This is a genomic window from Sorangium sp. So ce124 (assembly GCF_051525235.1).
In the GTDB taxonomy this organism is placed as follows: Bacteria; Myxococcota_A; Polyangia; order Polyangiales; family Polyangiaceae; genus Sorangium; species Sorangium atrum.
Genome location: NZ_CP150312.1, coordinates 3302809 through 3329371, shown reverse-complemented (window position 1 = coordinate 3329371; position 26563 = coordinate 3302809). Strand labels below are relative to the sequence as shown.

At 69.5% G+C, this 26563-nt stretch carries 17 protein-coding genes and 1 pseudogene; 9 read left to right on the top strand and 9 right to left on the bottom strand.

All coding sequences use genetic code 11. From position 1 onward, the window contains the following. Window positions 1-174: 174 nt before the first annotated feature. From WMF19_RS12705 to WMF19_RS12695, 3 genes are all read right to left on the bottom strand, one after another. Window positions 175-1311, bottom strand: coding sequence for a hypothetical protein (locus tag WMF19_RS12705; protein WP_437899326.1), 1137 nt, complete (start codon window positions 1309-1311; stop codon window positions 175-177). Continuing rightward, the gene (locus tag WMF19_RS12700) at window positions 1311-1982 is read right to left on the bottom strand and encodes a hypothetical protein (RefSeq protein WP_437899325.1); all 672 of its coding nucleotides are present in this window, start codon (window positions 1980-1982) and stop codon (window positions 1311-1313) included. Before WMF19_RS12700 ends, WMF19_RS12705 begins: the two co-directional genes overlap by 1 nt. A 427-nt stretch (window positions 1983-2409) precedes the next feature. Then, window positions 2410-3243 carry a thioredoxin family protein gene (locus WMF19_RS12695; RefSeq protein WP_437899324.1) on the bottom strand — a complete coding sequence of 278 codons (834 nt, stop codon included), beginning with the start codon at window positions 3241-3243 and terminating at the stop codon, window positions 2410-2412. Between the two features lie 362 nt (window positions 3244-3605). Between WMF19_RS12695 and WMF19_RS12690 the strand changes: the two genes are divergently transcribed. The 3 genes from WMF19_RS12690 (at window position 3606) to WMF19_RS12680 (ending at window position 9329) form a co-directional block, all read left to right on the top strand. Further along, on the top strand, window positions 3606-4226 hold the full coding sequence (locus WMF19_RS12690; RefSeq protein ID WP_437899323.1) for a glutathione S-transferase family protein: 621 nt from the start codon (window positions 3606-3608) through the stop codon (window positions 4224-4226). A 65-nt stretch (window positions 4227-4291) separates the two neighbouring features. Continuing rightward, a complete protein-coding gene (locus WMF19_RS12685) occupies window positions 4292-7546 on the top strand; it encodes a DNA methyltransferase (protein ID WP_437899322.1) in 3255 nt (1084 codons plus the stop codon). 649 nt (window positions 7547-8195) lie between these two features. Beyond that, window positions 8196-9329, top strand: a complete 1134-nt coding sequence (locus WMF19_RS12680; RefSeq protein ID WP_437328898.1) for a hypothetical protein — start codon at window positions 8196-8198, stop codon at window positions 9327-9329. Window positions 9330-9403: 74 nt separating this feature from the next. On the opposite strand, the gene WMF19_RS12675 is transcribed toward WMF19_RS12680, so the two are convergent. Continuing rightward, entirely contained in the window at window positions 9404-10792 is a 1389-nt protein-coding gene (locus WMF19_RS12675) for a cytochrome P450 (protein WP_437899320.1), read from the bottom strand. A 296-nt stretch (window positions 10793-11088) separates the two neighbouring features. Further along, window positions 11089-11787 (bottom strand): alpha/beta hydrolase family protein, encoded by a 699-nt coding sequence (locus tag WMF19_RS12670; protein ID WP_437899319.1) that lies wholly within the window; start codon window positions 11785-11787, stop codon window positions 11089-11091. Between the two features lie 403 nt (window positions 11788-12190). Between WMF19_RS12670 and WMF19_RS12665 the strand changes: the two genes are divergently transcribed. Beyond that, a complete protein-coding gene (locus tag WMF19_RS12665) occupies window positions 12191-13177 on the top strand; it encodes an L-type lectin-domain containing protein (protein ID WP_437899318.1) in 987 nt (328 codons plus the stop codon). Between the two features lie 378 nt (window positions 13178-13555). Beyond that, window positions 13556-14899: an endo-1,4-beta-xylanase gene (locus WMF19_RS12660; protein WP_437899317.1), complete on the top strand. Its 1344-nt coding sequence runs from the start codon at window positions 13556-13558 to the stop codon at window positions 14897-14899. A 572-nt stretch (window positions 14900-15471) separates the two neighbouring features. Here the strand turns inward: WMF19_RS12660 and WMF19_RS12655 are convergent. The 3 genes from WMF19_RS12655 to WMF19_RS12645 all read right to left on the bottom strand — a co-directional run bounded on the left by WMF19_RS12655 (window position 15472) and on the right by WMF19_RS12645 (window position 18742). Continuing rightward, a complete protein-coding gene (locus tag WMF19_RS12655) occupies window positions 15472-16641 on the bottom strand; it encodes a hypothetical protein (RefSeq protein ID WP_437899316.1) in 1170 nt (389 codons plus the stop codon). Window positions 16642-16799: 158 nt separating this feature from the next. Then, entirely contained in the window at window positions 16800-18038 is a 1239-nt protein-coding gene (locus tag WMF19_RS12650) for a FecR domain-containing protein (RefSeq protein ID WP_437899315.1), read from the bottom strand. Further along, on the bottom strand, window positions 18035-18742 hold the full coding sequence (locus WMF19_RS12645; RefSeq protein WP_437899314.1) for an RNA polymerase sigma factor: 708 nt from the start codon (window positions 18740-18742) through the stop codon (window positions 18035-18037). The genes WMF19_RS12650 and WMF19_RS12645 overlap by 4 nt, the downstream gene beginning before the upstream one ends. Before the next feature lie 1179 nt (window positions 18743-19921). Here WMF19_RS12645 and WMF19_RS12640 point away from each other — a divergent pair. Together WMF19_RS12640 and WMF19_RS12635 are read left to right on the top strand one after the other, a co-directional pair. Then, on the top strand, window positions 19922-21205 hold the full coding sequence (locus tag WMF19_RS12640) for a glucuronyl esterase domain-containing protein (protein WP_437899313.1): 1284 nt from the start codon (window positions 19922-19924) through the stop codon (window positions 21203-21205). Window positions 21206-21224: 19 nt separating this feature from the next. Continuing rightward, window positions 21225-22304, top strand: a complete 1080-nt coding sequence (locus WMF19_RS12635; RefSeq protein WP_437899312.1) for a hypothetical protein — start codon at window positions 21225-21227, stop codon at window positions 22302-22304. Between the two features lie 367 nt (window positions 22305-22671). On the opposite strand, the gene WMF19_RS12630 is transcribed toward WMF19_RS12635, so the two are convergent. Beyond that, window positions 22672-23625 (bottom strand): hypothetical protein, encoded by a 954-nt coding sequence (locus tag WMF19_RS12630; protein ID WP_437899311.1) that lies wholly within the window; start codon window positions 23623-23625, stop codon window positions 22672-22674. Window positions 23626-24747: 1122 nt separating this feature from the next. Between WMF19_RS12630 and WMF19_RS12625 the strand changes: the two are divergent. Both WMF19_RS12625 and WMF19_RS12620 read left to right on the top strand, forming a co-directional pair. Then, window positions 24748-25710: pseudogene (locus WMF19_RS12625) on the top strand (arabinofuranosidase catalytic domain-containing protein); the annotation flags it as partial. A gap of 250 nt (window positions 25711-25960) precedes the next feature. Next, on the top strand, window positions 25961-26455 hold the full coding sequence (locus WMF19_RS12620) for a DUF6194 family protein (protein WP_437899310.1): 495 nt from the start codon (window positions 25961-25963) through the stop codon (window positions 26453-26455). Window positions 26456-26563 lie beyond the last annotated feature (108 nt).

The window sequence follows — 26563 nt, the reverse complement described above, 5'->3', positions numbered from 1 at the left end:
CGCTTGTGACCTCGTCGTCACGCCGACGCCGGCGTCGGCATTCGAGTTCAGCGGCGGCATGCCTGGGCCGGACAGCGATCCTACGGCGGAAAATTCACAGAGAATGTCCCATTCGTCGCACCGCCGCCTCGGTCGTGCCGAGCTCGCTCTCGCCTTCGGGCGCGTCATCGACCTTCACCGGAGCCAACGTCGCTCCGGCAGCTCATAGCCGGCCAGCGCCTTGGCGCGGGCCGCGCGGGCCGCCGCGAGCCAGTGCGCCCGGTCCGGGTCGCTGTCCCACGGCGGGGCATTCCGATAGAGGGTATCCCAGTATTCGCGAGCCGCCGCCTCGGCCGTTTCGAGCTCGCTCTCGCCTTCGGGTGCGTCATCGACGCGCTCCGCGAAAGCGCGCCAGGGCTCTAATTCCCGACTGGTGTGATTCGGCCACGTTCGTCCGGGCGCCCCGTTGAACACCCCACCGCTGCTCTGGAGGTAGCTCTCATAGGCACTCCGAGCGATTGCCTCCAGGCGGCGGCGGTTGACGTGCCCGGTGCAGCAATCGCGGTACGCCTGGGCCCACTCGCGGTCCTCGTCCGGGACGTCCTCCCGCCATGCGCTGGCGTAGATGTCGAGCAGCTCCTGTTTGCGTAAGGCCCACTCGTTCCGATCGTTTGCGTCAGGCAGGGCGCGGATCGCTCGCTCTCGGGCGGCGGTCGGTCCGGGGTACTCCGGCAGCCCAGCCCCCCAGTACCACGGCGGCTCCAGCATCGGGGGGATCGGCCTCTGCATCGAACCCGGCTTACCGCCGCGCCCTAGCGCAAACCCCCTCTGGAAGGCGCGGAGCGCCATGCGCCCGTGCTTCTCGGCCGTGTCGCCGGACGAGAGGGCCTGCCACAGATAGGTCCGGTGAAGGCGCGACATCGCCTCGGCCGCAGCATCTTCGCTCTCGCCGGCAGGCGCCGCCTCGAAGCCATCGAGGAACGAGAGGAACGCGCCCTCGACGGCGTCGAGCAACATCGGCCACGGTGGAGTGAACCGTCCGGGGACGGCGCTGTGGTCGCTCTGGAGGGCGCTCGCGGTCGCCTGCGGGCCGATGCCGTTCGGCCCCGGTCCCTCGACCCACTTCCTGAATCGCTCGCGCCGCGCAGCCGCCCATGCACGGTCCTCCTCCGGCAGGTCGTCGCGCCATGCTTCGGCGCACAGCTTGCCGAGGTCCTCGAAATATGGCTTCCATTCTTCGGGATCCCGGGTCGAGAAGAGCCCATATCCAATGGCCACCTCGCGCAGGAAGCGGCGTACGATGGGCGGCGTCGCCCCCGCCGAAGGGTTCATCAATAGTCTCCGGGTTCTCCGCCAGTCGGGTTCGCAGGCTCTTCGCCGTCCGTGTCGGTCGGCCTGGGAGGGCACCCCCAGCCCGGTCCGGCGCCGAGCGGGCAGAGGAGCGGGGCGAGCTGAGGCGCGGCCCATCCAGGAGGCGGCGCGGGCAAGGCGATCATGGCATCGATGATATCATCCGCCGAGATCTCGTTGGGGTCGATCAGCTCAGGAGGCACCTTCTCCGGTTCGTAGCGGAAATCCCACACGTAACGGCAATCGATGCTCGTGCCACCCGGCACCGGCAGACTGTTCATGAGGTCGGTTTTCCTGAGCTGACGCTCCAGCGATTCCCATTCGTCCTTGCACATGATGTAGGTCACGGCAAAAGGTCTTCGAATGAGACACTCGAGCATGTCGGCGACGGTGTGGGTCGGCTCCTGGTCGGTCCATTTGCTCCACTGACCGCCGGCCTGGTAGCGGCACTGGAGCTTGCCCACCTGATCGCCTTCATACTTTCCGTTCAGCCAGTTTATCGCCTTGACGTTCATGATCGTCCTCTTCATGAGCGACATCTCGGCCGGAGGCAGCGCCGCGATCCGGCGTCTCAGCTCGTCGCGGTCGTCGGGATCGAGGATCGAGCAGCTGCAGGTGAGCAAAGCGAGCAAGAGGCCCAGCAGATATCTCATCGGCTTTCTCGCCGAGTCGAGTGGTCCACACACGTTCATACTGTGGCCGAACGTACCAACACCAACCTCTGCCCGTCAAGCAGCGAAGAGGCCACCTGGAGAACCGCCGTTCTGAGGCAGGTTGCTCGACCATTCGGAGCGGACCAAGGCGGTCTCCGACCGCGTGGTGCGGGGATGGCAGGCTCCCACGACCGGTGAACAGGCAGGACCGCAAGGGAGCTGACTGGCTGAACGCCATTGAGGGCGCGGCTGGCTTCATTCGGGCACTGGCCGGGGCAAGGTGAAGGACGACGGGGCACAATCACCCAGCTCCTTCTTCCGCCCTGACGTCTACCGCCATGCTCGAATTAGGAGCGCTTCTCAAAACCTCCCATCGCCAGGCGGCCGAGGGCGGGAGCATCACGTCGCTGCTCCTCGCAGCCCTACTTTACTCGGTGTCGCGATCAGGAGCTTGGCCATCGGGAACCGACTTCGCGCTCATGGGCGAGATCTCCCCAGGTAGCGCGCTCTGCACCCATGACAGCAGCCGTGGATAGTCGCGAACATCATCCAGACGCGCCACCTCCTTTCCATCCTTGAGAAGAAGCAGGGTAGGAAAGGTGGCGATATCGAACCTCTCGTTCAGCTCCGGGTGCCGGTCGACGGTCAACCTCCCGACGCGGAGCTCTCCTCGATGATGACGCGCGAGCTTCTCCAACTCAGGCGCCATGATTTTACAAGGGCCGCACCCGTGGGTCATGAAATCGACCAGGACGATGCCACGGCTGGTTTCGGCTTCGAAATTTGATTGCGTCAGCAGCGAGACGTAACTCTCCTCTCGCGCCTTTCGTGGGCCTGTGCCAGTCAAGCGAAGAACACACTCCAGCAGACCCTCGAAGTAATATCTCCGCAGCTGAATCGCAGGCAAGAGCGCCCCCGGCTTCCCCGTCTGCAGCAGGGTATAGTACTTGATATCTGCGGCCTTCTTCTGCTGCTTTCCCATCAGGAGCTTGAACGCCAGCATCCTGGACATCACCTCGCGATCGTGGTCCGCGCAGCGCTCGATCGGGTTGCCGGGGGCCTCGGAAGGGGAATGCGCGTAGACCTCGGCCTCGAGTAGGTCCAGCTGATGCAACAATTCCTCGAGCTGGAGCTCTCCAACCACCTCGGCGCTGGCTGCGAGATCGGGCTGACCGTGCTGAGCTCGCGCTCCGGCAGAGCCGCAGCCTACCATCGACAGGAGCAAGAGCGCCAATTCCGCCTCTTTCATCACAGTCAGCATACTCCCGGCCGTGGAGGCCGGGGCGAGCTACCGATCGACGCAGCACGTGGCAGTCGCGGCGACCTGCGGCGTCCGCTTCATCCAGACGCTCGCATGGTCTGGCGTCAGCGTGGAGCCGGCAGTGGCGGGTCGGTTCTCCTGGTAGGAGCAGCCCGCCTCTACCGCCTAGGGTCGCGCGCGCTGTGACGGCGTTCGCCATGTGGCCCCCGGGCGATGCCCGGCGCTCCCGCTCGACCGCGGTCGACCAGTTCCGACGCTCCGCCCGGTTCAGCCCTCGCTTGACCTCCGCGGGTCACCCGAGGACCATCCCCGCGGCTACCGGGACGGGTGCCGGGGGCACCGCCGATGGGAGGGAGCACCAGATGATCGACCTGTACACGTGGACCACGCCGAACGGCTACAAGCCCGTCATCCTCCTCGAGGAGCTCGGGCTCGCCTACCAGATCAAGCCCATCGACATCGGATCCGGCGCGCAGAAAACGCCGGAGTACCTGCGCATCAACCCCAACGGGAAGATCCCCGCGCTCCGGGATCACGACCCTCCGAGCGGGCCAGTCACCGTCTTCGAGTCGGGCGCGATCCTCATCTACCTCGCCGAGAAGACGGGCAAGCTCTTGCCCGCGAGCGAGCCGGCCCGGTCGCGCGTCATCGAGTGGCTGATGTTCCAGATGGGCGCGGTGGGGCCGATGCTCGGCCAGCTCGGCCATTTTCGCAGCGCCGCGCCCGAGAAGATCCCCTACGCGATCGAGCGCTATCAGAACGAGCAGGACCGCATCTACAAGGTGCTCGACGGCCGTCTCGCCGAGTCCGAGTACCTCGCCGACGAGTACTCGATCGCGGACATCGCCACGTTTCCGTGGATCTCCGGGGCCGCGCGCATGGGGGTAGCGCTCGAGCCGTACCCGAACCTCGCGCGCTGGGAGCAGGCGGTCAAGGCGAGGCCGGCGGTCACACGGGCGTTCGCGGCCAAGATCAAGCCCTGAAGGCCCCGCGCAGCTAGAACCTGCAGCAGAGCACGCCGCGCTCGCGTACACTCCGGGCGCTCGGCATGGATCAGCCCGTCCCCGGGGACAGCAGGGCGCAGCAGGCAGACGTCGCGGGCGCGCTCGCGGATCGGGCCTTCGACGCGCTCGGCGTCCTGCTCCGCGGCTTCGAGGACGCGGCCGAGCGCGACGGGACGGGCGCGCTCGAGGACGCGCTCGCCCGCGGCCCGGAGCACCTCCACGGCGGCCTGCTCACCGCGATCCTCCGGCTCGTCTTCCTGCTGCACGCGGAGGACCGCGGGCTCCTGCCGGCCTCTGACCCGTACTACGCTGCGCACCTCGGCGTGCGCCCGCTGTTCCAGCAGCTCGCGGCGGAGCGCGGCGCGCGCCCGGGCGCGCTGCGGCGGCGCTTCGGGGCGTGGCCGCGGCTCGTCGCGCTGTTCCGCGCCATGTTCCACGGGCTCCGCCGCCCCGAGCTGACCCTGCCGGCGCGGGGAGGGCCGCTCTTCGACCCCGAACGATACCCGTTCCTGGAACACGCGGGGCCGGCGGAGCGCGCGCAGCTGGCAGACCGCGCAGGGCCGCCAGCGGACCGCGCGAGGCCGACGAAACACGCGGCGCCGGACGCCCCCGCGGCGCCGCGCGCGCCGTCGGTGGACGACGGCACGGTGCACGCGGTTCTCGAGCGGCTCCTCGTGCTCGACGGGCGCCCGCTGTCGTACCGGGCGATCGACGTCGAGCAGCTCGGCGGCCTCTACGAGGCGCTCATGGGCTACCGGGTCGAGCGCGCCGCCGGGCCGACGGTGTGCCTCCGGCCCGACAGGGTCTGGGTGGGCGCGGCCGAGGCCCTCGCGCAGCCGACGGCGCGACGGACCGCATGGCTCGCGGAGCGGGCAGGCATCTCGCGGCGGGAGGCGGGGAGGCTCGGGGAGGCGCTCGTCACAGCGGAGACGACGGCCGGCGTCCTCGAGGCGCTCGGACCGCTCCGCGCGAGAGACACCGACATGCTCGGGGCGGGGCGGCTGTTCCTCCAGCCGATCGCCGAGCGGCGGCGGACGAGCTCGCATTACACCCCGAGGAGCCTGTCCGCGCCGATCGTCGCGAGGACGCTGGAGCCGCTGCTCCGGCAGCTGGGCGAGGAGCCCGCGTCCGAGGCGCTCCTCCGGCTCGCGATCTGCGATCCGGCGATGGGCTCCGGCGCGTTCCTCATGGAGGCGTGCCGGTACCTGGCCGACCAGGTGATGGCCGCCTGGGCGCGGGAGGCCGCGCGCGGCGACGCTGCTGCGGCGGCGCGGCTCGCCCTGCCGGGCGAGGGCGCCTTGAGCCACGCGCGGCGGCTCGTCGCGCGGCGCTGCCTTTACGGCGCCGACAAGAACCCCTTCGCGGTGAGCCTGGCGAGGCTGTCGCTCTGGCTCGTGACGCGCGCGCAGGACGAGCCGTTCACGTTCGTCGATCACGCCCTCCGGCACGGCGACTCGCTCGTCGGGCTCGACCTTGCCCAGCTGCGCGGCTTCCACTGGAAGCCCGCCGCGCCGGCATCACCGTTTTGCGAGGCGATAGACGCCGCGGTAGCGCGGGCGCTCGAGCTCCGGCGGCGGCTCGCCGAGGAGGCGGACGAGGCGCTCGCCCGGGCGCGGCTTCTCGGCGACCTCGTGGTGGGGGCGTTCTTCGCGCACGAGAAGGACCGTGACCGGCTGAAAGAGCGCGACCGGCGGGCCGCGCTTGCGCTCGCGTGGCTCCGAAGCGGCGGCCCGCCTTCGGAAGAGCTCCTGTCGATGCAGCGGGCGCTCCGCGAGGGGACGCCCGGGGGGCCGCCGCCGCTGCCTGCGTTCCACTGGCCGCTGGAGCTGCCGGAGGTGTTCCAGGAGCCGCGCCCGGACGCGCCAGGCGGAGCCCTCGAGCCGCAGCCGGCGCGGCTCTGCGCGTTCGTCGGGAACCCGCCGTTCCTGGGTGGGAAGAGGATCTCGACGGATCACGGCGAGCTCTACGCCGCGTGGCTCGAGCAGCTGCACGGCGCCACGAAGAACACCGATCTGGCCGCCCACTTCTTCCGCCGCGCGGCCGCGCTGCTCGGGCGCCGCGGGACGGTGGGGCTCATCGCCACGAACACGATAGCTCAGGGCGACACCCGGCGGTCGGGCCTCAGGCCGCTCGTGGAGGCGGGGGGCGCGCTCATCTACCACGCCGTGCGCAGCGTCCCGTGGCCAGGAGACGCCGCGGTCCACGTCGCCGTCGTCCACCTCGCGCTGGGCATGTCGCCGGGCGACGGCGTGCCTCCGCCGCGGCTCGACGGCGTGCCTGTGGGCCACATCAACTCGCACCTGCGCGCGATGCCCGAGCGCCCCGACCCGCGCCCGCTCGAGGCCAGCCGGGATCTGTGCTTCATCGGCTGCTTCCTCCGGGGCGACGGCTTCGTCCTGACCGACGGCGAGGCGCGCGCGCTCCTCGCGGGCGATCCTGCGGCCGGCGAGGTGCTCCGCCCGTTCCTCGGCGGCGAGGAGGTCAACTCGTCCCCTTCGCACAGCCCGCACCGCCACGTGATCGACTTCGGCGAGCGCGGGCTCGAGGAGGCCGGCCGGTGGCCCGCGCTGCTCTCGATCGTGCGGAACAGGGTGAAGCCCGCGCGGGATCGCCTGAAGGGCACCGGGATCGACGCGGGCCACCGGGCGCGGTGGTGGCAGTTCGCCAACACGCGGCCGGAGCTCCGGCGCAAAATCGCGCCGCTCGAGCGGTGCCTCGTCGCAGCGCGGGTGACGAAGCACCTCTGCTTCGCCTTCCAGCCCGCGGGCCGGACGTTCTCGGACCAGCTGTGCGTCTTCGCGATCGACGATTATGCGCGCTTCGCGGTGCTCCAGTCGCGCGCGCACGAGTCCTGGGCGCGGCTGCTCTCCTCGACGATGGGAGAGGGCCTCCGGTACGCGCCGTCCGACTGCGTGGAGACGTTCCCCTTCCCTCGCCCGGACCACCTCGCCGAGGGAGGCCGCCTCGAGGCCGCCGGCGAGCGCCTCTACGCGGCCCGCGCGCGGTGGATGCTGGCGTCACGGCTGGGGCTGACGGAGACGTACAACCTCATCAAGGACCCGAGGTGCAAGGAGCCGAGCATCGTCGAGCTGCGCGGCCTCCACGAGGAGATGGACCGGGCCGTCCTGGCGGCCTACAGGTTCGACGGCGTGGAGGTCCCCCCGTACGCGGAGCCAGCGACGCCGGAGGAGCGGCAGGCGCGGAGCGCGTTCGAGGACGCGCTGATCGACCGGCTGTTCGCGCTGAACGAGGCGCGCGCCGCGGAGGAGAAGCAGGCAGGAGCAGAGGGCGAGCGCTAGCCTGAGGAGCCTCGGCAGACGGCGCAGAACATAGTCACAGCCGAATTATCTAGCGCGGTGGATACCCGCAGGTTCCAGGTTGAACTGCAACTCTCCCCGGCAGGTGTCGCCCCCTCCAGATTGAATTTCAATGGTCCCCGGAGGGCGTCGACAGGTAGTGGTTGCGTTTGCCTGAAACGCGATCACTACCTGTCGACACCCTCCAGATTGAATTTCAACACTCCAGCAAGGTGTCGACACCCGTCGTATAGAGTTTCAATTCTCCCGGCAACCCCGGCGCGTCGACGTCTGACGCTGTGTGCCAAACGCAAGCCCTGCGAGAGCTCACGAAACCGCGTAGCACGCTTCCGGCACCCGCACTCCCGAACGTTCCTCCAGCACCGCTTTCTTTCGCCCACACCACACGTACCCGCAGCCACACGTGCGCATAGCGGCGCCCAGACACCGCGCTGGCCGATCGCCACGCTCCTATCATTGCTTGCGCTTGCCCGGCCGGTAGAGCATGGGGCGACGCTCAGGCCGGAGCTGTCGCGCGGGGCCCTCGCGTGGCTGGAGCTGGAAATCAAGCAGCCTGTAGCGCTTCGGATTGAGCGCCTCCGCATGATTTTGGATCTCCGGCAAGGCGCGGGAAGTGATAGTCTCAGGGATCATGACAAGACTTCATTTCGCGACGCGTTGCTGCGCTGTGCTCGCCGCCCTCTGGCTGCCCGTCATCGCCTGTTCATCGGGCGGCAACGGCAACACCACGGGGAACGCCGAGGTCGGCCAGGGCGCCGGCGGCTCCGGCGGCGCCAGCAGCGTCAGCAGCGTCAGCACCACCAGCACCGGCGAGGATCCCGGGGGCGACATCGGGCTGAACAGCACGGGTCCGGGCGGCGACCCGCCGCCCGACGCCGGTCACGAGACGACCTGCGATGACGCGGGCAACTGCACCTGCATCAACATCGCTTCGATCGGCCGCGAAGGAGTCTGGGGCCCGTGCAGCAGCGACAGCACCACGGCGCTCCAGGATTGGCTCAACACGCAGAGCACAGCGCAGGTCGACAACTACAACAGGGAGAAGCCGACGCTCACGGCGGAGTTTCTCGCCAAGTACGACGTGATCCTCCTCCAGTGGATGGTGACGAAGGGCGCGCAGAACGACGACGGGGCGCCGTGGGAGTTCACGCCGGACGAGGTGAACGCGCTCAAGGACTGGGTCAACAACGGCGGCGGACTCATCGCGCTGAGCGGTTATCAGTGCAATGGGCAGGGATGCACCATCCACGACATCACGGCGACCAACCAGCTCCTCTCGTTCACGGACATCCAGTTCAACTCCGATGGCCTGATTGACCCTGCGCGGAACGGCTGCGCGAACTGCAACTGCTGGGGCGGCTCGCTGCCGCTCGGCGGCGACCTCCCCGTGGCCGTGGGCACCTGGAACCAGGACACGCCGATCGGCAGGAACATCCAGAGCGTGGGCGCCTACATCGCGCGCTCGATCAAGTCGACGACCGCGACCGTCGATAGCACCGACGGCAGGAACAATTTCGCGGTGCACGAGGAGATCGGCAAGGGCCATGTCGTCGCCTTCGGCGACGAGTGGGTGACCTACTCGGGTCAGTGGCGCGGGACGGCCGCGTGCCTCAATCCGCAGATGTACACGGACCCGAACAGCCCCTGCTACGAGAGATCCGCGGCGCAGGTCTTCCAGATCTCGCAGTTCTGGTACAACGCGATCAAGTACGCGGCGTCGTCCGTCGAGTGCTTCACGATCGAGGACCCGGCCATCATCAATTGATGCCCCGCGGCGAGCGCGACGACGGCGGCGGCGCATCGGCTCATCGAGCCCGCCGCTCGTCGCGCTCGGCCCGATCACACGGCGTGGAGCGTCATCTTGAGCCCATGGCGCGGCCGGAGGGTGGTCAGCGCCTGCGGCGACACCGGGTGACCGGGCACGAGGCGCATGCGGAGCCGCCTGAGCAGGGCGGCGATCAGGATCTGCGCCTCCATGATCGAGAACAGGTTGCCGATGCACTGACGCGGGCCGCCGCCGAACGGCATGTACGCGTAGCGCGGGCGGGAGGCGGAGCGCTCCGGCGTGAAGCGCTCGGGGTCGAACTCCGCGGGGGCCTCCCAGAACGCCGGGTCGTGGTGCATGACGTACTGGCTGACGATGAGGGTCGCGCCGGCGCGCACGGGATAGCCGCAGATCTGGTCGTCCTCCTTCACCGTGCGCGGCAGGAGCCAGGAAGGCGGATACATGCGCATCGCCTCCTGGATCACCATCTTCGTGTACTCCATCCTCGACAGGTCGGCGGCCGTCGGCCGCCGGTCGCCGACGACCTCCTCGATCTCCGCGCGCAGCTTGCGCTCGACGACGGGGTTCCTGTCGAGCAGGTAGAAGAGCCAGGTCATCGTGATCGCCGTCGTCTCGTTGCCGGCGATGAACATGGTGACGAGCTCGTCCCGGAGCTGGCGGTCGTCCATGCCGGAGCCGGACTCGTCCCGCGCGCGCAGGAGCAGCGAGAGGAGGTCGTCCCGCTCCTCCTTGCTCCTGCGGCGCTCCCGGACGAGGCGCAGGATCGCCTCGTCGATCCTGACGATCGCGTCCCTGAGCGCGCGCTCGCCCGGGAGCAGGCGATCGGGCATGAAGTAAAGGAACATCCTCGCGTTCAGCGCCTGGAACGCGACGAGGATCGCCTCGCCGAGGCTGTCGGCCTCACGGGGGCCGACGCTGACGCCGAACATCGTCGCCAGGATGACGCGCTGGGTGAGCTGCATCATCTCCCTGTCCATGTCGACGACGGCGCCGGCGCGAGCCCGCTCCTCGAGCCGCGGCAGGTCGCTCTCGACGACATCGAACATGAGATCGACCAGGCCCGCGAGCTGCCGCGACGAGAAGAGCGGCTGCATGCGCCGGCGGTTCCGGAGCCACTCGTCGCCCCCGGCCGTCACGAGGCCGTTGCCAAGGAGCCGCCCGATCGGCTTCCACATCCCGCCTTCCTTGGTGAAGTTGCGCCAGTTGTCGTTGAGAACGTACTGGGCCTGCTCGGGGTGCGTCACCAGGTAGGCCCGGGTGAGCCCGAGGTCGAGCTCGATGAGCTCACCCGGGTGCCGCCGCGCGAGCTGACGGAGGAGGCTCGGCGCGTCGCGCGCCAGCGCCGGGAGGAGCCCCACCACCGGATAGCCGCGGGCGCGCGGCGATGGCTTGCGCGCCGAGGGTGGGGCAGCTCGGGACAGAGGGTCGAGTTGTTCGAGCATGGTCGCGCTCTCCTGGCCCGCAGCGGGAGGTCTGCGTTCGGCCGGAGAGCATCGTACGATGGCGCGCGCCGAGCGCTCCAGGCCCGAATCCGATGAGACGATGTCGCAGGATCGGCGGAGATATCGCCATATCACCGTCCGGCCCCTTCGGGCCGGACGCCCCTGGAGCGACAACCTGGTTGACACCAGAGAAGCGCAGAATCTGGGGCCGCCAAGGCGCCGAGGACGCCAAGAGAAGATTCTGTGCCTGGCGCCTTGGCGCCTCCATCATTCCGGCAGGCCGGGGGCGCTCGCCGTCACGGCGCCTTCGGGCGCGGGGCGAGGACCCGCGCCTTCAGCCAACCGTCGATCGCGAGGTCGATCTCCTCGAGAACGCTCTCCCTGGTCCGCCCCGCGGACTTGAGGAGATCGAGCGAGTGGTCGCCGCCCTCGATCACATGCAGGCTGGCCCGCTCCCCGAGGCGCTTCAGGACGGGCCGGAGGAGCGTGAGATCACACAGCGGGTCGCGCGTGCCCTGGAGGAACAGGAGCGGCGCGGGGATCGCGGGCAGGTGCGCGTCCCGGAGCGGCGAGCGCTTGCCCGCGGGGTGGAGCGGATAGCCGAGGAACAGCAGCCCGTCCGCGCGGACGCCGCGGGCCGCGAGGAGCGACGCGATCCGCCCGCCCATCGATTTGCCGCCGATCACGAGGCGCTCCGGCCGGTCCTCGAGCACCCTCCCGATCGCCGCCTCGAACGCCTTCTCGAGGAGCGGCTGCCGATCGGGCGCCTTCCGGCCGAGCTCCTTGTAGACGAAATTGAAGCGGAGAACGGTGTGCCCTCGCGCCGCCAGTCGCCCGGCGACGTCGACGACGAGGGGCGCGTTCATGTCGTTGCCGGCGCCATGGCCGAGGACGACGGCCAGGCCGGAGCGCTTCGCTCGCGTCCTCGGGGCGTGGATCACGCCCGAGACAGGGCTGCTGCCGACGATCGGGATCGAGAGGGAGCGCTCGGCCATGAGGCCCATCCATGCCATGGACCGGCGCCGCTCGTCGAGACGCACGCCGGTCGAACGCCCCGAGAGGGCGCGGCCGCGCCGAGCTCGGCAGGATCCCGACCTTCACCCGCCGGATTCCTGGAGGTGCGCTCGCCTCGATCTGGTACGCTGCGGTGCAGGCGTGCTGGCGCGAGGGTGTTCTGTGTCCTCCGCGCGATCCGTGGTCGCGCCGAGGATCGAGTCCATGCAATCTTCACAGCCACTCCGCTCTTCACACGCGGCGTCAGGCGCAGGCCGCCGAGCGCGCGCAAAGGCCCTCTTCCTGCTCCCGGCGCTCGCCGCCGCCGTATCCGTGTGCGGCGGTCGGAGCGAACTCCTCCTGGAGCCAGGCACCGACGGAGCAGGCCCGGAGGAGCCAGGCCCCGTGGAGCCAGGCCCCGACGAGCCAGGCCCCGACGAGCCAGGCCCCGACGAGCCAGGCCCCGGGTGTGTCCCGGCGCCGGAGGTGTGCGACGGCCTCGACAACGACTGTGATCGGATCGTCGATGAAGGCTGCGTCTGCGCGGAGGGGGAAAAACGGAGCTGTTACTCGGGCCCTCCGGGCACCCAGGGCGTCGGGGCGTGCAAGGCTGGCGTTCAGGTCTGCTCCGGCAATGCCTGGGGTCCGTGCACCGGCGAGGGCGTGCCGGCGCACGAGGACGGGTGCGACCTCGTCGACAACGATTGCGATGGGCAGACCGACGAGGACACATGCCCCGCTGGAACCGCCTGCGGCGTGAGCCTCGCCGCGGACATGGCCTCACCGCCAAAGGGGTGGTCCTTCAATGGAGACGCCTTCTGGGATGCCGACAGGCTGGCTGGCGTGCTCACCGAGGCCAGACACGGGCAGGCTGGCACCATCATCTACCGGAATCCCATCGCCGCCGATGTTTTCACGGCAACGTTCGAGTTCCGCCTCGGCGGCGGCGACGGGATGGGCTTCATGCTCCAGACGACAGGAGAGACGGCCGTGGGCGACGGCGGCGGCGGCCTCGGTATGGCCGGGCTCGCCGGCTTCGGCGTCGAGATCGACACCTACCACAACCTCGGTTGCACAGACTCCAACAAGAACCACGTGGGCGTGGACGATCTCACAAAGCCTTGCGACGGGGGCGTCCTCGGCTCGCTGGGCCAGGGGACAAGCGGCGTCGCGCTCGGCGACGGCGCGTTCCATAAAGCGCAGATCGAGCTCGACAAGGGCAAGGTGAACCTGAACATCGACGGCAAGCTCCAGTTCCAGGGGTTCGCCATCCCCGGCTTCCCCGTCGGGTCGAAGTTCTTTTATGGCTTCGCCGCCGGCACGGGAGACGCCACCGCGCGCCAGGAGATCCGGAATGTGAAGATCACTTTCCCCTCTCCCCGCTGCCTCTGAACGCCGGCGCCAAAGGACGTTTCGTCGCGCGATCGTCGAGGTCTGCGGCGACCTCCTGCTCGTTCCGGGGACCAGGTGCGCCCCAGCAGCAGGTGCACCCCAGGAGCACGGCGAGCCGCGTGTGGGGCGCCCCACCGACTCGGTCTCGGGCGCACATTATCCCCATGTCAAAATTCTCGAACTGCCCTGGAATTCCCTTCCGGAGCCCCTTATCCTTCGGGTCCGCCTCGTGAAGCTGTATGCTTGGGAGACAGCGGCCGATATACTGCCGGTTCGGCACCACCTCGGGTGCCGCCCGCGCGCGACGTGGCCCCGCGGATGATCAAGGCACCAGGTCGCGTGAGTTAGTAAATACATTTTACTTTGGAGCATGCGAGCATGAGATCAGCACCCTTTACACTTCTCCTCTCGGCATTCCTGGTTGCAGCCGGCTGCTCGGACAGCGGTGACGGCAATGGAGACGAGACGACCGGCAGCGGCGGCGCGACGGGCGGCACCGGCGGAGGCACGACAAGCGCCAGCAGCGGCGCGACGAGCGGCAGCGGCGGCGCGACGAGCGCCAGCAGCGGCGCGACGAGCGGCAGCGGCGGCGACGCGACGAGCGCCAGCAGCGGCGCGACGAGCGGCAGCGGCGGCGCGACGAGCGCCAGCAGCGGCGCCGGCGGCGAAGGCGCGGGCGGCAGCGATGGCGCGGGCGGCGGCGCCAGCGCCAGAGTCCCTGCGGCGAGCGCCAGCACGCTGCGGGAGGCCGGTGAGAAGGCGAACCCCCCGATCTTGATCGGAGCGGCCATCTCCGGTGGTGGTCTCGGCAACAACGACTACAAGCGCGTCGCCGCCGCTGAGCACAGCTACGTGACGGCGGAGAACGAGATGAAGTGGGACTCGCTCGAGCCCAGCGCGGGGAACTTCAGCTGGGGCTCCGCGGACAACATCGTGAACTGGGCGCGCCAGAACAACATGAAGGTCAAGGGCCACACCCTGGTGTGGCACAACCAGCTGCCTGGCTGGATGAGCTCCATGACCGGCAAGGACAATGTAACGGCGGCCATGCGAAGGCACATCACCCAGGTCATGGGGCACTTCAAGGACCGGGTCGACACCTGGGACGTCGTCAACGAGGCCGTCCAGACCGACAGCGACACCGGGGTCGGCAATCCCCGCATGAGGCCCTCGGTGTTCCTCAACCAGATCGGGGAGAACTACATCGACCTCGCCTTCCAGATCGCGAGAGAGCAGGATCCGAAGGCCAAGCTCTATTACAACGACTACAGCATCGACGCGCGCAACGCGAAGGTCGACTTCGTCTACAACATGGTCAAGGGGATGGTCGATCGGGGGGTCCCGATCGACGGCGTCGGGTTCCAGATGCACATCGGGCCGCCGAACAACGAGGCCACTGGAGCGGACGTGGCGGCGAACATGAAGCGCTTCACCGACCTGGGCCTGGAGGTGCTGATCTCCGAGATGGACATCAACCGCTGCGGCGGCGTGGTCACGGCGGAGGAGCAGCTCGCGTACTACCACGACATCGTCGAGGCCTGCTTCAAGCTGCCCAAGTGCACGGGCATCACCTTCTGGGGCATCAACGACGGCAGGTCGTGGCTCAACAGCTGGAGCGGGGCGCTGTGCAACGGGCAAAGCTCGCAGTCGCTGCTCTTCAACGACCAGTACGGGAAGAAGGAGACCTACAACCGGGTGATGAACGCCCTGCTGGGCAAGTAGCGCCTTCCGCGATCCGCGGGCGGCGACCCTTTCATCCCCGTCTCCGCCCGGATCCTCGCCTGTCTCTCCGCCCCCCGCCACCGGCGGGCGGGTCCTCGTCCTCCCGCACCAGCCGGTGCGAAGCCCGCCCCCCTCCACCCCCATCGGTCACCTACGTTTACGTTTACGTTTACGTGGTCGTTAAACGTTTAACGTTTAACGTTTACGTGGTCGTGGTCGTGGTCGTTCACGGCCTATCGTTGACGACCACGACCACGACCACGACCACGATTTACGTTTACGTTTACGTTTACGTTCACGTGGTCGTTCACGGCCTATCGTTGACGACCACGACCACGACCACGACCACGATTACGTAAACGTGAACGTTCGGCGGTAGGAGAATGCGGCGCGAGGGGAAGAGATCCGGAATCTGGCCACGGCCGTCGTCGCGACGAAGCCCGACGAGCTGGCCTGCGACGACGCGCCGCGGTACGCCGAGCTCGTCGCGGAGGGGGCGCCAATGCCGGAGGCGCTGCGCGAGGCCGCGCAGCACCTCGAACCGTGCCCCGAGTGCGCCTAGGAGCCGCAGCTCACTGCGGGATCACTATCTGCTGGCACACCCCGCTCAGGCACACGTCGCCGTCCGAGCAGCAGTCCGAGTTCGCCGCGCACTCCCCACCGGACTCCTTGCATTCCACGTCTCCGCCCGGATCCTCGCCTGCATCGCTGCCCCCGCCGCCGGCAGGCGGGTCGTCGCCCTCACACGTCGTCGGGGTGGGGCACGGCCCCGGCGTCACCGTGACCGTGTCCGACGGGTACTTGCTCGGAGAGGCGTGCACGTAGCTGATGGTCGCGTCGCCGAAGCCCGCCGCGCCGAACGCCGAGGCGCTCACCCACACGTCGTACACGACGCGGTAATCCCAGTTCGGCGTCTCCGCATTGGGGGTGTAGCTCTCGTCCGTCTCCGGGGAGTCTTCGAGGTACGCGCCATACCCGCACGCGTTGAGATCGCGGTCGAGCGAGGTGGTCGCCGCGACGACGGCGCCGGCGTCTCCGAGGAGCATCTTGCCCTCTCCGCCGAGCACGCCGAGCGACGCATACCCCGAGGGGCTCGCCTCGTCGACCGAGAGGTAGTCGACGTAGAAGTCGAGCACGAGCTCTCCCTTCCCGTCCGTCAGCTGGAACTGGGCCTTGTCGCTGCCCACGAGATCCTTGAAGGTGTGGCCCCCGTGCCCTTTCGGCTTCGGCCCATCGCCGGGCTTCGGGCCGCCGGGCTGCGGGCCTCCGGGCTGCGGGCCGGCAGGCTCCTCGTCGCCGCCCCACCCGATGGCCGTCTCGCCATACGTGTTGTCGACGAACGCGGGGTTGAGCGTCAGCCGCACGTGCACGAGCTCCTCGCTCTCGGCGATCTCGACGACCCGCTCGACGAAGGCCATCGGGGTCGTCGGGTTGTTGTTCGTGTAATAACAGTCGACCTGGGCGGTGTCGTCCACGGGGACGCCCAGCGCGCTCGCGCCGCACGACAGCGGATCGAGGTCCGCGGTGATGGGCTCGCCGGCGCCCGACGTGCCGGACCCAGGGAAGCTCGGCGCCGGCGCATTCCCCTCATCGCCCGACGGGACGCAGTCTTCGCCGGAGCCTCCCCCGGAGATGATATTGCCATTGGCACTTCCTGTGCCCGATCCGGTGCAGGCCGTGGCGACGGCCGCGAGCGACAACAGCCCACCACAGAACCACCCTGTCAACGCGAATGAACGCATCGGGATCCTCCCAATTCGAAAGCAAGCACGACCTGGAGCGCAGCCGGCGAACCCGATCGCCGGCGCGATGATCTCCTCGATGAAGTGAAAGTCGCCGGAGGCGCCGGGAGCAGGCAGGGTTCGTCAAAAAAAATCGAGACGGCCCCGCGCGCTGGCGCTCAGGGGCGAGCGCCGCCGGGGCGGGAGGCGGACGTGGCCTCCTCGCGCCCGAAGCCCTGCGGGTAGTCCTTGAGGTACCGGCGCGCCTCCGCCGCCGTCCGTTCCTTGTCGCCGAGCATCTCGATGGCGCGCAGGCGCTCCACGCGGGCGATCTCGGCGAGCGGCGAGTCCGGGTAGCGGGCGAGGAGGAGATCGAGCCGCTCGATCGCCCGCCTCGGCTGCCCGCGCCGCCGCGCCGCCATCGCGCCCTGGAGCAGCTCGTTCTCGGCCGTGAGCGAGGTGCGCGCCGGGGCCTCGCGCGCGTCGCGCGGCGCACGCGGCTCCCCGGCGCCGCCCTCGCCGGCCTTGTCGCCCCTGCCGCCCTCGCCGGCGGCGCTGTCCTGCCCATCGGGAGGCGGCGCCGGCGCGTCGCCCGGCTGTCCCTCGGCGGGCCGGTCCGACCGGCGCTCCTCGTCGCGGGACGACCACGTCTCGCCCGGGCTCAGGAAGCGCTCGACCTCGCCGCGGCGCACGGCGACCCGCCCTTCCACGACCGACACGCGCGTCTCGGCCGGCTCTCCCGCCGCGTCGGGCCGCCGCTCGACGGAGAAGCGCGTCCCGTGCACGGTGACCACCGCGTCCGACGTGTGCACCGACAGGCTCATGCCCGCCGGCAGCGGCGGCACCTCGACGGCGATCCTGCCCTGCTCGAGGGCGACGACGTCGCCTGCGCGGTCGCGCCCGGCGCCCACCGGCGCGAACCTCACGCGGGTCGAGGGCCCGACCTCGACGGTGGCGCCCGTCGCGAGCGACGCCTTCGCCCGCGCGCCCTCGCCGGTCCGCAGCTCCTCGTCGCTCGCGAGCGGCACGAGGGAGAGCGACGGCGGCGAGCGGGTGGCGCCCTCGGCCGCGATCTCGACCGAGCCCTCGAGCGCCGTCACCTGCGCCGCGGCGGGCGGGGCCTCGCGCGTCCGGACCACGATGAAGACGCCGGCGGCCGCCGCGGTCAGGGCGGCCGCCAGCGCCGCCGCGGCGAGGGCGGCCCGCTTCTGCCGGGCGCCGCGGGCGCGCCGCTCCGCCGCCTCGGCGGCGAGCTGATCGATGCGGCCGGCGATCCGCTGCTGGAGGTACCGCGCCTGGACCCTGGGCAGCGGCGGCACCGGCTGCTCGACAAGCGCCCGCAGCGAGGCCTCCACGCCGTCCACGCCGGCCGCCGCGGCGCGCTCGTTCGGGGTGGCGTCAACGTCGTCCTGCTTCATCGTGGCTCCTCGGGTCGAGCGGGGTCGCGTCGCGCCGCCGCCTCGGGTTCAAAGCGCGCCTGGAGCTCCCGCCGCCCCCGCGACAGCCGCGACTGGGCCGCGGCCACGGAAACACCTGTCAAATCAGCGATTTCCTTGAGGGAATAGCCCATGGCGTGGAGCAGCAGCGCGGCCGCGCGGTCGCCGTCCATCGCCGCGAGGTGCCGGCGCAGGGCCTCGAGATCGCGCTGCGCGCTCACCTCTCGCTCGGGGTCGGCGCCCTGCGAGGGCGGCTCGGGGTCGGCGCCGGGCTCCGGCGACCCCGGCGTGCGATCGATGACCTTGCGTTCGCGCCGGCGGGCGCGCAGCGCGCTCAGGCCGACATGGCAGGCGATGACCGACGCCCAGCCCGCCAGGCTGCACTCGCCCGCGAACCGGCGTTTGGTAAGTGTGCTCACGATCTGCTCGAACGCGCCCTGCACGAGGTCGGCGTGGTCCTGCTCGCGGCAACCCAGGATGCGGTAGAGGGTCCGGTCGACGACCGGCAGCAGGTGCTCGTAGAGGCGCAGGCCGATCCCTCGTTCGCCCCGCTGGAAGGCGAGCAGGATCTCCTCGTCGCTGGCGGTCGCGGGCGAGGGCTGGCCCCCGGCGCCCTGCCCCCCGGCGCCCTGGGAGGAGACGAGCCTGAGCCGGCGGCTTGGGGGGTGGGGCTCGGCGGTTCCCATGCTCCTTCAGTAGCCGATCCGCCGGAAAGCAGGCTGGCCGGCGAAGGATCGCCCTGGATGCCCGCCGCGGCGCCCCCTCTCCACCCCGATCCCGCCGCACCGCCCCTCTGGTTCCGCCCGGCAGGAGTCCGGCAAGGCTCCGGAGAGAGATGTCGACGCCTCCGTTGCCTCTGCTGGACCGGGTGCGGAGACGGAGCCGCTGCCGTTCGTCGACGTCTTCATGGTGACCGCCACGACGGCGCCGGAGGACCCGCGCCGTGCCGGCAATAGCCACAATGTCTTGTGCACGTAGACGCCGGCGGCCAACCGGCGCATCGAGGCGCTCACGCTCGCGAGCGATCACGAGACCATGCTGTCGTGTGGTTACCGGGAGCCCGGGTGAGCTGGCTCAGATCACGTGCAACGCCGCGCGCCCCCCTCCCTCCTTCGAGAGTCCGCAGCGAGCGTGTCGCGTCGACGAGAATCCGGTCCCTGTTTCCAGCCCTCCCGGAGCAGGGGCCCGTGGCTCAAGGAAGTGTCACCGCAGCTCCCGGTCACGTGTTCGGCCACGGCCCGCTCGGGAGCGAGATGTACCTCAGGGCGCGGAGTTGCCGCTTCGGCGCCCTGGGCGAGCCTCGCCCCCCTGCGAGGTCATTCACACCCCCCTTCTTCCTCCGCGGATCTCGTAAGCGCCCATTCGCCGAACGTCTGCGAGAACTCGTTCGTGCATCTTAATACCTTCGCGTAGAAGTCAAAGTATTCTTTCATCGTGCCCGAGAACAGTCCACCTGAGCGGCACGTGCAGCGCGCGATTGTTACGAAAAGTAGCACAAAATCAGCTTGAAGATGACCGGCAAAGTGGGGAATAACTTCGGCGGCACTCGCGGGTCGGGCCCTCGTCCGCCATCCCATCGCCCGACCCCGGCGGGAGCCTGCTTCACGACCCCCTCACGAGGAGCGCTCAACATGCGTCTACGCACTGCACGTCCCACGATCTCCTTGGCCTTGTTCGCAGCGCTGCCTTGGATGCTTGCCGCCTGCGCCACCGGAGGCGAATCGGATCCTATCGGTCCAGGAGGAAGCTCTGCAGTCGGCACGGGGGGCGGCACCGGCACCGGCACCGGCACCGGAGGGACGCCGACGGGCACTGGTGGACCGTCCTCTTCTTCGGGCGGTACCCCGACCGGGACGGGCGGCGACGTGACGACGGGCGAAGCCAGCACCGGTGGCGGGGGCCCGGCCGGAACGGGCGGAGCGCCGGGAACCGGTGGTGCCGGGGGCAGTGGCGACGGCGGCAACGCCGTGAGCGCCGAGTGGGGCGAGGTGGAAAACCCTGGAGCCGGGTGCACCGTCGGACCGATGCCGAGCGTCGCTTCGCTCACGGCGAACTCGAAGCTGCCGGACCCCTTCAAGAAGATGGACGGCAACCGCATCGCCAGCAAGAGCGAGTGGGCCTGCCGGCGCGAAGAGATCCTCCAGCAAGCCTACAAGTTCATCTACGGCGACAAGCCCGTCCCGGCAAAGGGATCCGTGTCCGGGACCGTGAGCAACAGCAGGATCACGGTCGAGGTCAAGGATGGCAGCGGCAGCGCCTCGTTCAACCTCACCGTGAACATGAACGGGGCGACCGCGCCCGCCCCGGCGATCATCGGCTACGGCGGCCTGAGCGGCATGCCAGTTCCGAGCGGCGTCGCGACGATCACCTTCACCGCGGTCGAGTCGCAAGGCACCAGCGGCGCGAAGAACGGGCCGTTCTACAGCGTGTACGGTTCGGACCATCCCGCGGGTTACCTCACGGCACAGGCCTGGCAGATCAGTCGCGTCCTCGACGTCCTGGAGCAGAACCCCGGCGTCATCGATCCGCGCCGGGTGGGTGTGACGGGTTGCTCACGCTGGGGCAAGGGTGCCTTCGTCGCCGGCGTGCTCGACAACCGCATCGCCTTGACCATCCCGGTGGAGTCGGGTCTCGGGGGCACGATAGGCCTGCGCCTCGTCGAGGTGCTCGATAGCTACAGCGGCTCCGAATGGCCCTATCATGGCATCAGCTACGTCCGCTGGCTCTCGGAGGTGGCGCTCGGTCAGTTCACCACGGGCAACAACGCTGGGGCCGACAACACGAACAAGCTGCCCGTCGACATGCACGAGATGATGGGCCTCGTCGCTCCACGCGGCCTCTACATCGTGGACAATCCGAGCACCATGTACAACGGGCTCGATCGGAACTCGGCGTGGGTCACCGCCAACGTCGGCAAGATGATCTTCGAGGCGCTCGGCGTCGGAGACCACATCGCGTACACGGGCGCAGGTGGGAGCCACTGCAGCTGGCGCTCGCAGTACACTGCATCCCTCAACGCCATGATCGACAAGTTCCTGAAGGGCAACAACGCTGCGGCGACGGGCAATTTCGCCACGGACCTCCCCAACAAGCCCAACCACCTGGACCACATCGACTGGACAGCGCCGACGCTCAGCGGCGAGCTTTGATCCAGCGCAGAGGTATCGCATGAACCCTAGCTCGTTCCTCTCTCTCGGGGTCGCCCTGGCCCTGACGCTGGCCGCTTGCGGCCCTGGCGAAAACGGTGACGCCACGGGCGGCACCGGAGGTGGTGGAGCCTCAGGCGGCACGGTGGGCTCGGGCAGCCAGAGCTCCGCGGGAGGCGCCGGCGGCACGCCGCAAGAGGCCAGCAGCGCCTCATCGAGCGGCGCCAGCGGCGGCGCGACGTCGGCCGGCGGCGCGGGGCCGAGCGGCGGCACCTCCAGCGGCGGTGGCTCCGGAGCAGCCACCGGCGGAGCGACGGGGGCGGGCGGCGCTCCGGGTGGCGCCTGCACGCGCGAGCTCTTGGATGGCCTCCTGGACGACTACTTCGCCGCCCTCGCCGCCGGAGATCCTTCCAGCCTACCCCTGGCAGAAGGCGTGAAGTTCACCGAGAACGGCAAGCAGGCCGAGATCGGCACGACGGACTTCTGGAGGGACGCTGGCGAGGTGAAGTATTCGCAGCGCGCCCTGGACACCGAGGCGTGCAGCGCCGGCGCTCAGGCGGTGATCCCGGAAGGCAGCAGGGATCTTCCCGTCGCCCTCCGCATCAAGGTGGAAGGCTCGGAGCTGACGGAGATCGAGACGATCGTCGTCCGCCCGGGCGACTACACGGCATCGTTCGCGGTCGCCTCGAATCCCGCCGCGATCATCGCCATCTCGGACGAGATCGGTTGGCACGACGAGGTCCCGGAGGCCGAGCGGGCCACCCGGGAGGAGCTGACGAGCTGGATCGACAAGTACTTCCGCGCGTTCCCCTCCGGCGTCTGCGACGTCACGGGAGCCTGCAAGCGCTTGGAGAACGGGGGCGGCAACTTCTCTTGCCGCACCGGAGCATCCTGCAGCGCCGGCGATCCTGGGTCCGGCGGCACCTTCATCCCGCGCGTCATCCTGGCCGACGAGGTGCGCGGCATCGCCATCGGTCTCACCATCTTCGACTTCATGACGGACGGGCATCTGGACATGCATATGATCAAGATGTCCGGCGGTCAGGTGCGCGCCGTCCACGCCATCCTGCGCGACACGAACGGCGTGTCCGGCTGGGAGTGACGGCGACCTCCCTCGCGGCTCGCGTCGAACCGCCGCGCGGTGAACGCTCAGCAGGGTACAGCTCTACGTCAGGACGCCTTCCACTTGGTGCTACGTCGCGGAAATCGAAGGCGTTTCAGGCGTGGAAGGCCTGCCTGGTCGCATGAGGTGTTCTATGTCAACCAGCGCGTGCGGCGTGGCTGTAGGGTGGGACCGGTGATGCCGCGGGCCCTTCACCGCGGGCGACGCGGCGGCTGAGGGCGCCCCGCTCGGCCACACCGGAGCCGTCCTCGGCGGCGAAACAGGCGGAAGCTACGAAAATCGCTGCTGTTCCCGGCCGCCGCTCCTCATCGACCGGTGTTTCTGGCGGTGTTTCTGACACGCGGAGTCAGCGCAGGCGCAGCTGCACCCCCAGCATCCCCGTGACGCCGCCCTTCGGCAGCACGGCCTCGGGCTTCGGGGGGAGGTGGAGGTCGGTCTGGTGGATCCGCACGAACGCCTCGGCGCTCCCGAGGAGGGCCACGCTGCCCTCGGCCGGCCATACGAGGTCGATCGCCGTGCGCGTCCCGAAGGCCCACCCGTGCCCTGTCTCTTCCGGCTTCTTCGGGTCGCGCGGGGAGGCCAACACCCAGTCGGCGGCGGCCTCGATCCTCGCCCGGACGAGCGCGTCGAGCGGCGCGATGGGCGCGGCGATGCCGCCGCCGCCCCCGAGCGTGAGCCACTGGACGGACACACCCGGGGCCGGCTCGCGCAGGGCCGCGGCATAGGAGACCGAGAGGGTCCCGAAGAAGCCCGAGCGCCGGTCGAGCGCCGTGGCCATGACCCAGCCGCCGGCGCGGGCGGGGCCGGCGGCGCGCGCGGGGCCGACATCGAGGCCGTTGCCGACGAGCCCGCCGGCGGCGAGGAACCAGCCAAGCGGGCGCGGCGGCGGTACGTGCGCGGCCGGCTCGGCGGCGGTCGGCTCGGCGGCGGTCGGCTCGGCGGCGGTCGGCTCGGGCGGCGCCGCGGCGCCGGCGCGCTCCGACGCCAGGGCCGCGACGAGGAGCCCCGCGGTGCGGTAGCGGTCGGGCAGCGGATCCTCCTCGCGGAACTCGAGCTCGCGCGACGACAGCGTGCCCTCGGGCGCGCCGAGGGAGGCGACGTCGACCCGCAGGCGGCGGTAGTCCGGGCCGTCCAGCCAGACGACGGCGAGCGCCCGGAGCGGGGTCCCGCCGCGCTTCGGATCGCCGAGCGCGCACCCGCCGCCGCCGGCGGCGCGGGAGCACGCCTCGACGAGGAGCGCCGGGAGCTCGCCTTGTACGGCAGGGCCCGACACGATATCGACGACGATCGGGGCCGGCAAGAGGTCTACCCGGGACCGACGCTACCGAGCGGGAGCGGCGAAGGCAAGCAGGAGACGGCCGCCGGGCGCTCGCGGCGGTGCCTCGTATCCGTCGGCCATGAGCAGATGGTGACCGACCCCATGAGGCCATCGGGGCTGTCGACGTTCCAGTCGACCGCTGGTCGCCCCATGCACGCAGCAGGAGGAACGTTGAGCGCGACGTCCGGACCAAGACCGGAACGGCGTTGTTCGCCTTCATCCTGGAGGACATCGAGCGATTGAATATTTGCAGGACGTGAAGCACGATGGGTATGTCGGAATCTCGACATGGGAAGGTGCGGCCTTCCCGCTTGCCGGGCGGGACCCTGGCCGGGCCAGCACGATGCGCAAGGCAGGCGACACATGGTCGGTCAGCCAGACGCCGTTGGAGGCCTGGTAGACCAGCGGGCCGGCGAAGATCGCGATCCTGTGCCGATCCCTCCTGACGCCGCGCTCCGGACGATCCCTCGCTCGACGCGGTGCTCCGAAGGAGACCCGCCAGCCTCGTCCTCCCCCGGGCTCGACGACAGCGGCAGGCCGGTCGATTGGAATTGACATCCGGAATGTGAACGTTCACATTGACCTGTAGGGGCATCCTTCTGCTTCGGCGATCTCAGTTCCCATCCGGCTCGACCAGCGACCCGAATCGAGGAGAGATGCCACTGGGACTACTGTCTTCGTTCGCTCGAGGCAAACTGGCGTCGCTACGGGCGCCACGGGCCCGTGGCACAGTGGCCAAGTCAGGTGGCCACTTGGCTTTGCGAGCCGCATTCACTCGGCAATAGCGCCCGATCAGGAGAAAAGATGAAAAAGACGCTGATGCTCACGTTCGTATTGGCCGCACAAGGCTTGAGCTGCACCGCTGACAACCCCGGAGCCGAGAAGCCCACGGCGACCGGAGACGCTGGCGGAGCAACTGCTGGAGGAGGCGCTGGTGGTAACGGCGGCGGCGCAGCAACCGGGGGAGCGGGGGATGGCGGCGGCGCAACAAGCGGGGGAGCGGGAGACGGCGGCGGCGCAACAAGCGGGGGAGCGGGTGGTGGGGGCGGCGCGGCAAGCGGGGGAGCTGGTGGCGGGGGCGGTTCCGGTGACGCGAACGCATCGACCGGGCCGTGCGATCTTTACGAGAGCGGCGGCACGCCGTGTGTTGCCGCCCATAGCACGGTGCGCGCCCTGTTCGGCGCCTACGCCGGGAAGCTCTACCAGGTCCGGCGTGCCTCGGACAACACGACCAGGGACATCTCCGTGCTCAAAGCCGGGGGCCCCGCCGATTCCGCACCACAGGACGCGTTCTGCGCCGGGACCTCGTGCGTGATCACGGTGCTCTACGACCAATCCGGACACGGGAACGACCTCTGGTACCAGGGCTCGGACGTGGTGCCCGGCTCACCGAGGAGCAGCCCAGCGAAGGCCACCACGGAGTCGCTGCAGGTGAGCGGGAGCAAGGTCTACTCGCTTTACATCAACCCCGGCAACAGCTACTGGCGCGACGGCCACACCACCGGCGTTCCGACGGGAAGCGCGCCGGAAGGCCTGTACATGGTGACGAGCGGCATCCACGTCAACGGCGGGTGCTGCTTCGACTACGGCAACAGCGAGACCACCCGCAAGGCCGACAGAGCTGGCGCCATGGACGCCATCAACTTCAGCAAGCAGTGTTGGTTCGGAGGCTGCTCCGGCACCGGTCCGTGGGTGCAGGCCGATCTGGAGTGGGGTCTGTTTCCGGGCGGCAGCAGCAGCTGGAACCCGAATCAAAAGGCGCTTCCGCACAAGTACGTCACCGCGATCCTGAAGAACGACGGGACCACGCGCTTCGCGCTGAAGGGCGGCAACGCCCAGTCGGGCGCTCTGACCAAGCTTTACGAGGGCTCGCTGCCGCCCAACTATAGCCCGATGAAGAAGCAAGGCGCCATCGTGCTCGGCAGTGGTGGTGATTGCTGCAAGCCCGACGGCGGCGCGAACGACAGCGCGGGTACGTTCTACGAGGGCGCGATCGCCGCCGGCTACCCGAACGATGCCACGGAGGACGCGCTCCAAAACAATATCATTGCGGCTGGCTATGAGTGAGCGGGCGCGGATGGCGTGTCCAGCGCTGCTGCGGGAGGTTCATGGCGGAGAGAGAGGAACCGCCAAGAACGCCGAGTTCACAGGGAGTGAGCTACGCGCCTGACGCCGGTACGGAGGACGGCCACGTTGAAGTTGAATCAAGGGGTCAAGTCCGCTAGACGAATCCACGACGGGCTTCGCCCGACGCGCGGCGCCTGGCGCGCGGCCTCGACCCACACACCTGCTGGCAGACACTCCCGTGGAGACTCCGATGAACGAAGCCTCGATCACCCGGTACATCACCGACACATTGGATGGCGTCGATGTGGTCGTCGCCTCCCGCGAGGCCGGGTCTCCCGAGCTCGCCTGGGGCGACACCTTCTTCAGCTACGACCCCGGACGCCAGCTCCCGCCTGCTCGCCGGTTCCCGTTCGCGACGATCGTCACCAAAGACTATGGCGATTTCGACTGCGCCTCCCAGCTCAATCGCGCGGGAGTCTTCCGGCTGAACATCGGCGTCAGCAAGGAGACGTACCGCTCCTTGTTTGGCCCCCAACCGTCTCCTCCTCCTGTCGGCAGAGCCGTGGAGACCGGCCACGACTTCGCCGCCCTGGATCGACTGCTGCCGCACCCCGTGTATGCACCGCAGTCCTGGGTCTGCGTGCTCAACCCCAGCGAGGCAACCTTCGAGGCGGTGCGGCCGCTGCTGGCCGAGGCCCATCAGCTGGCTGTCAGCAGGTACGCGAAACGCGAGACCCGCGAATGAGGCTGAACAAGGCGATGCGCTCGATCGGACCGCACGCGAGCTTCCCCGGGCGAGCGCATCGAGGCCGTGCTCCCTCTCCTTCTGGTCGGTCGCGGTGATGGGTCAGCG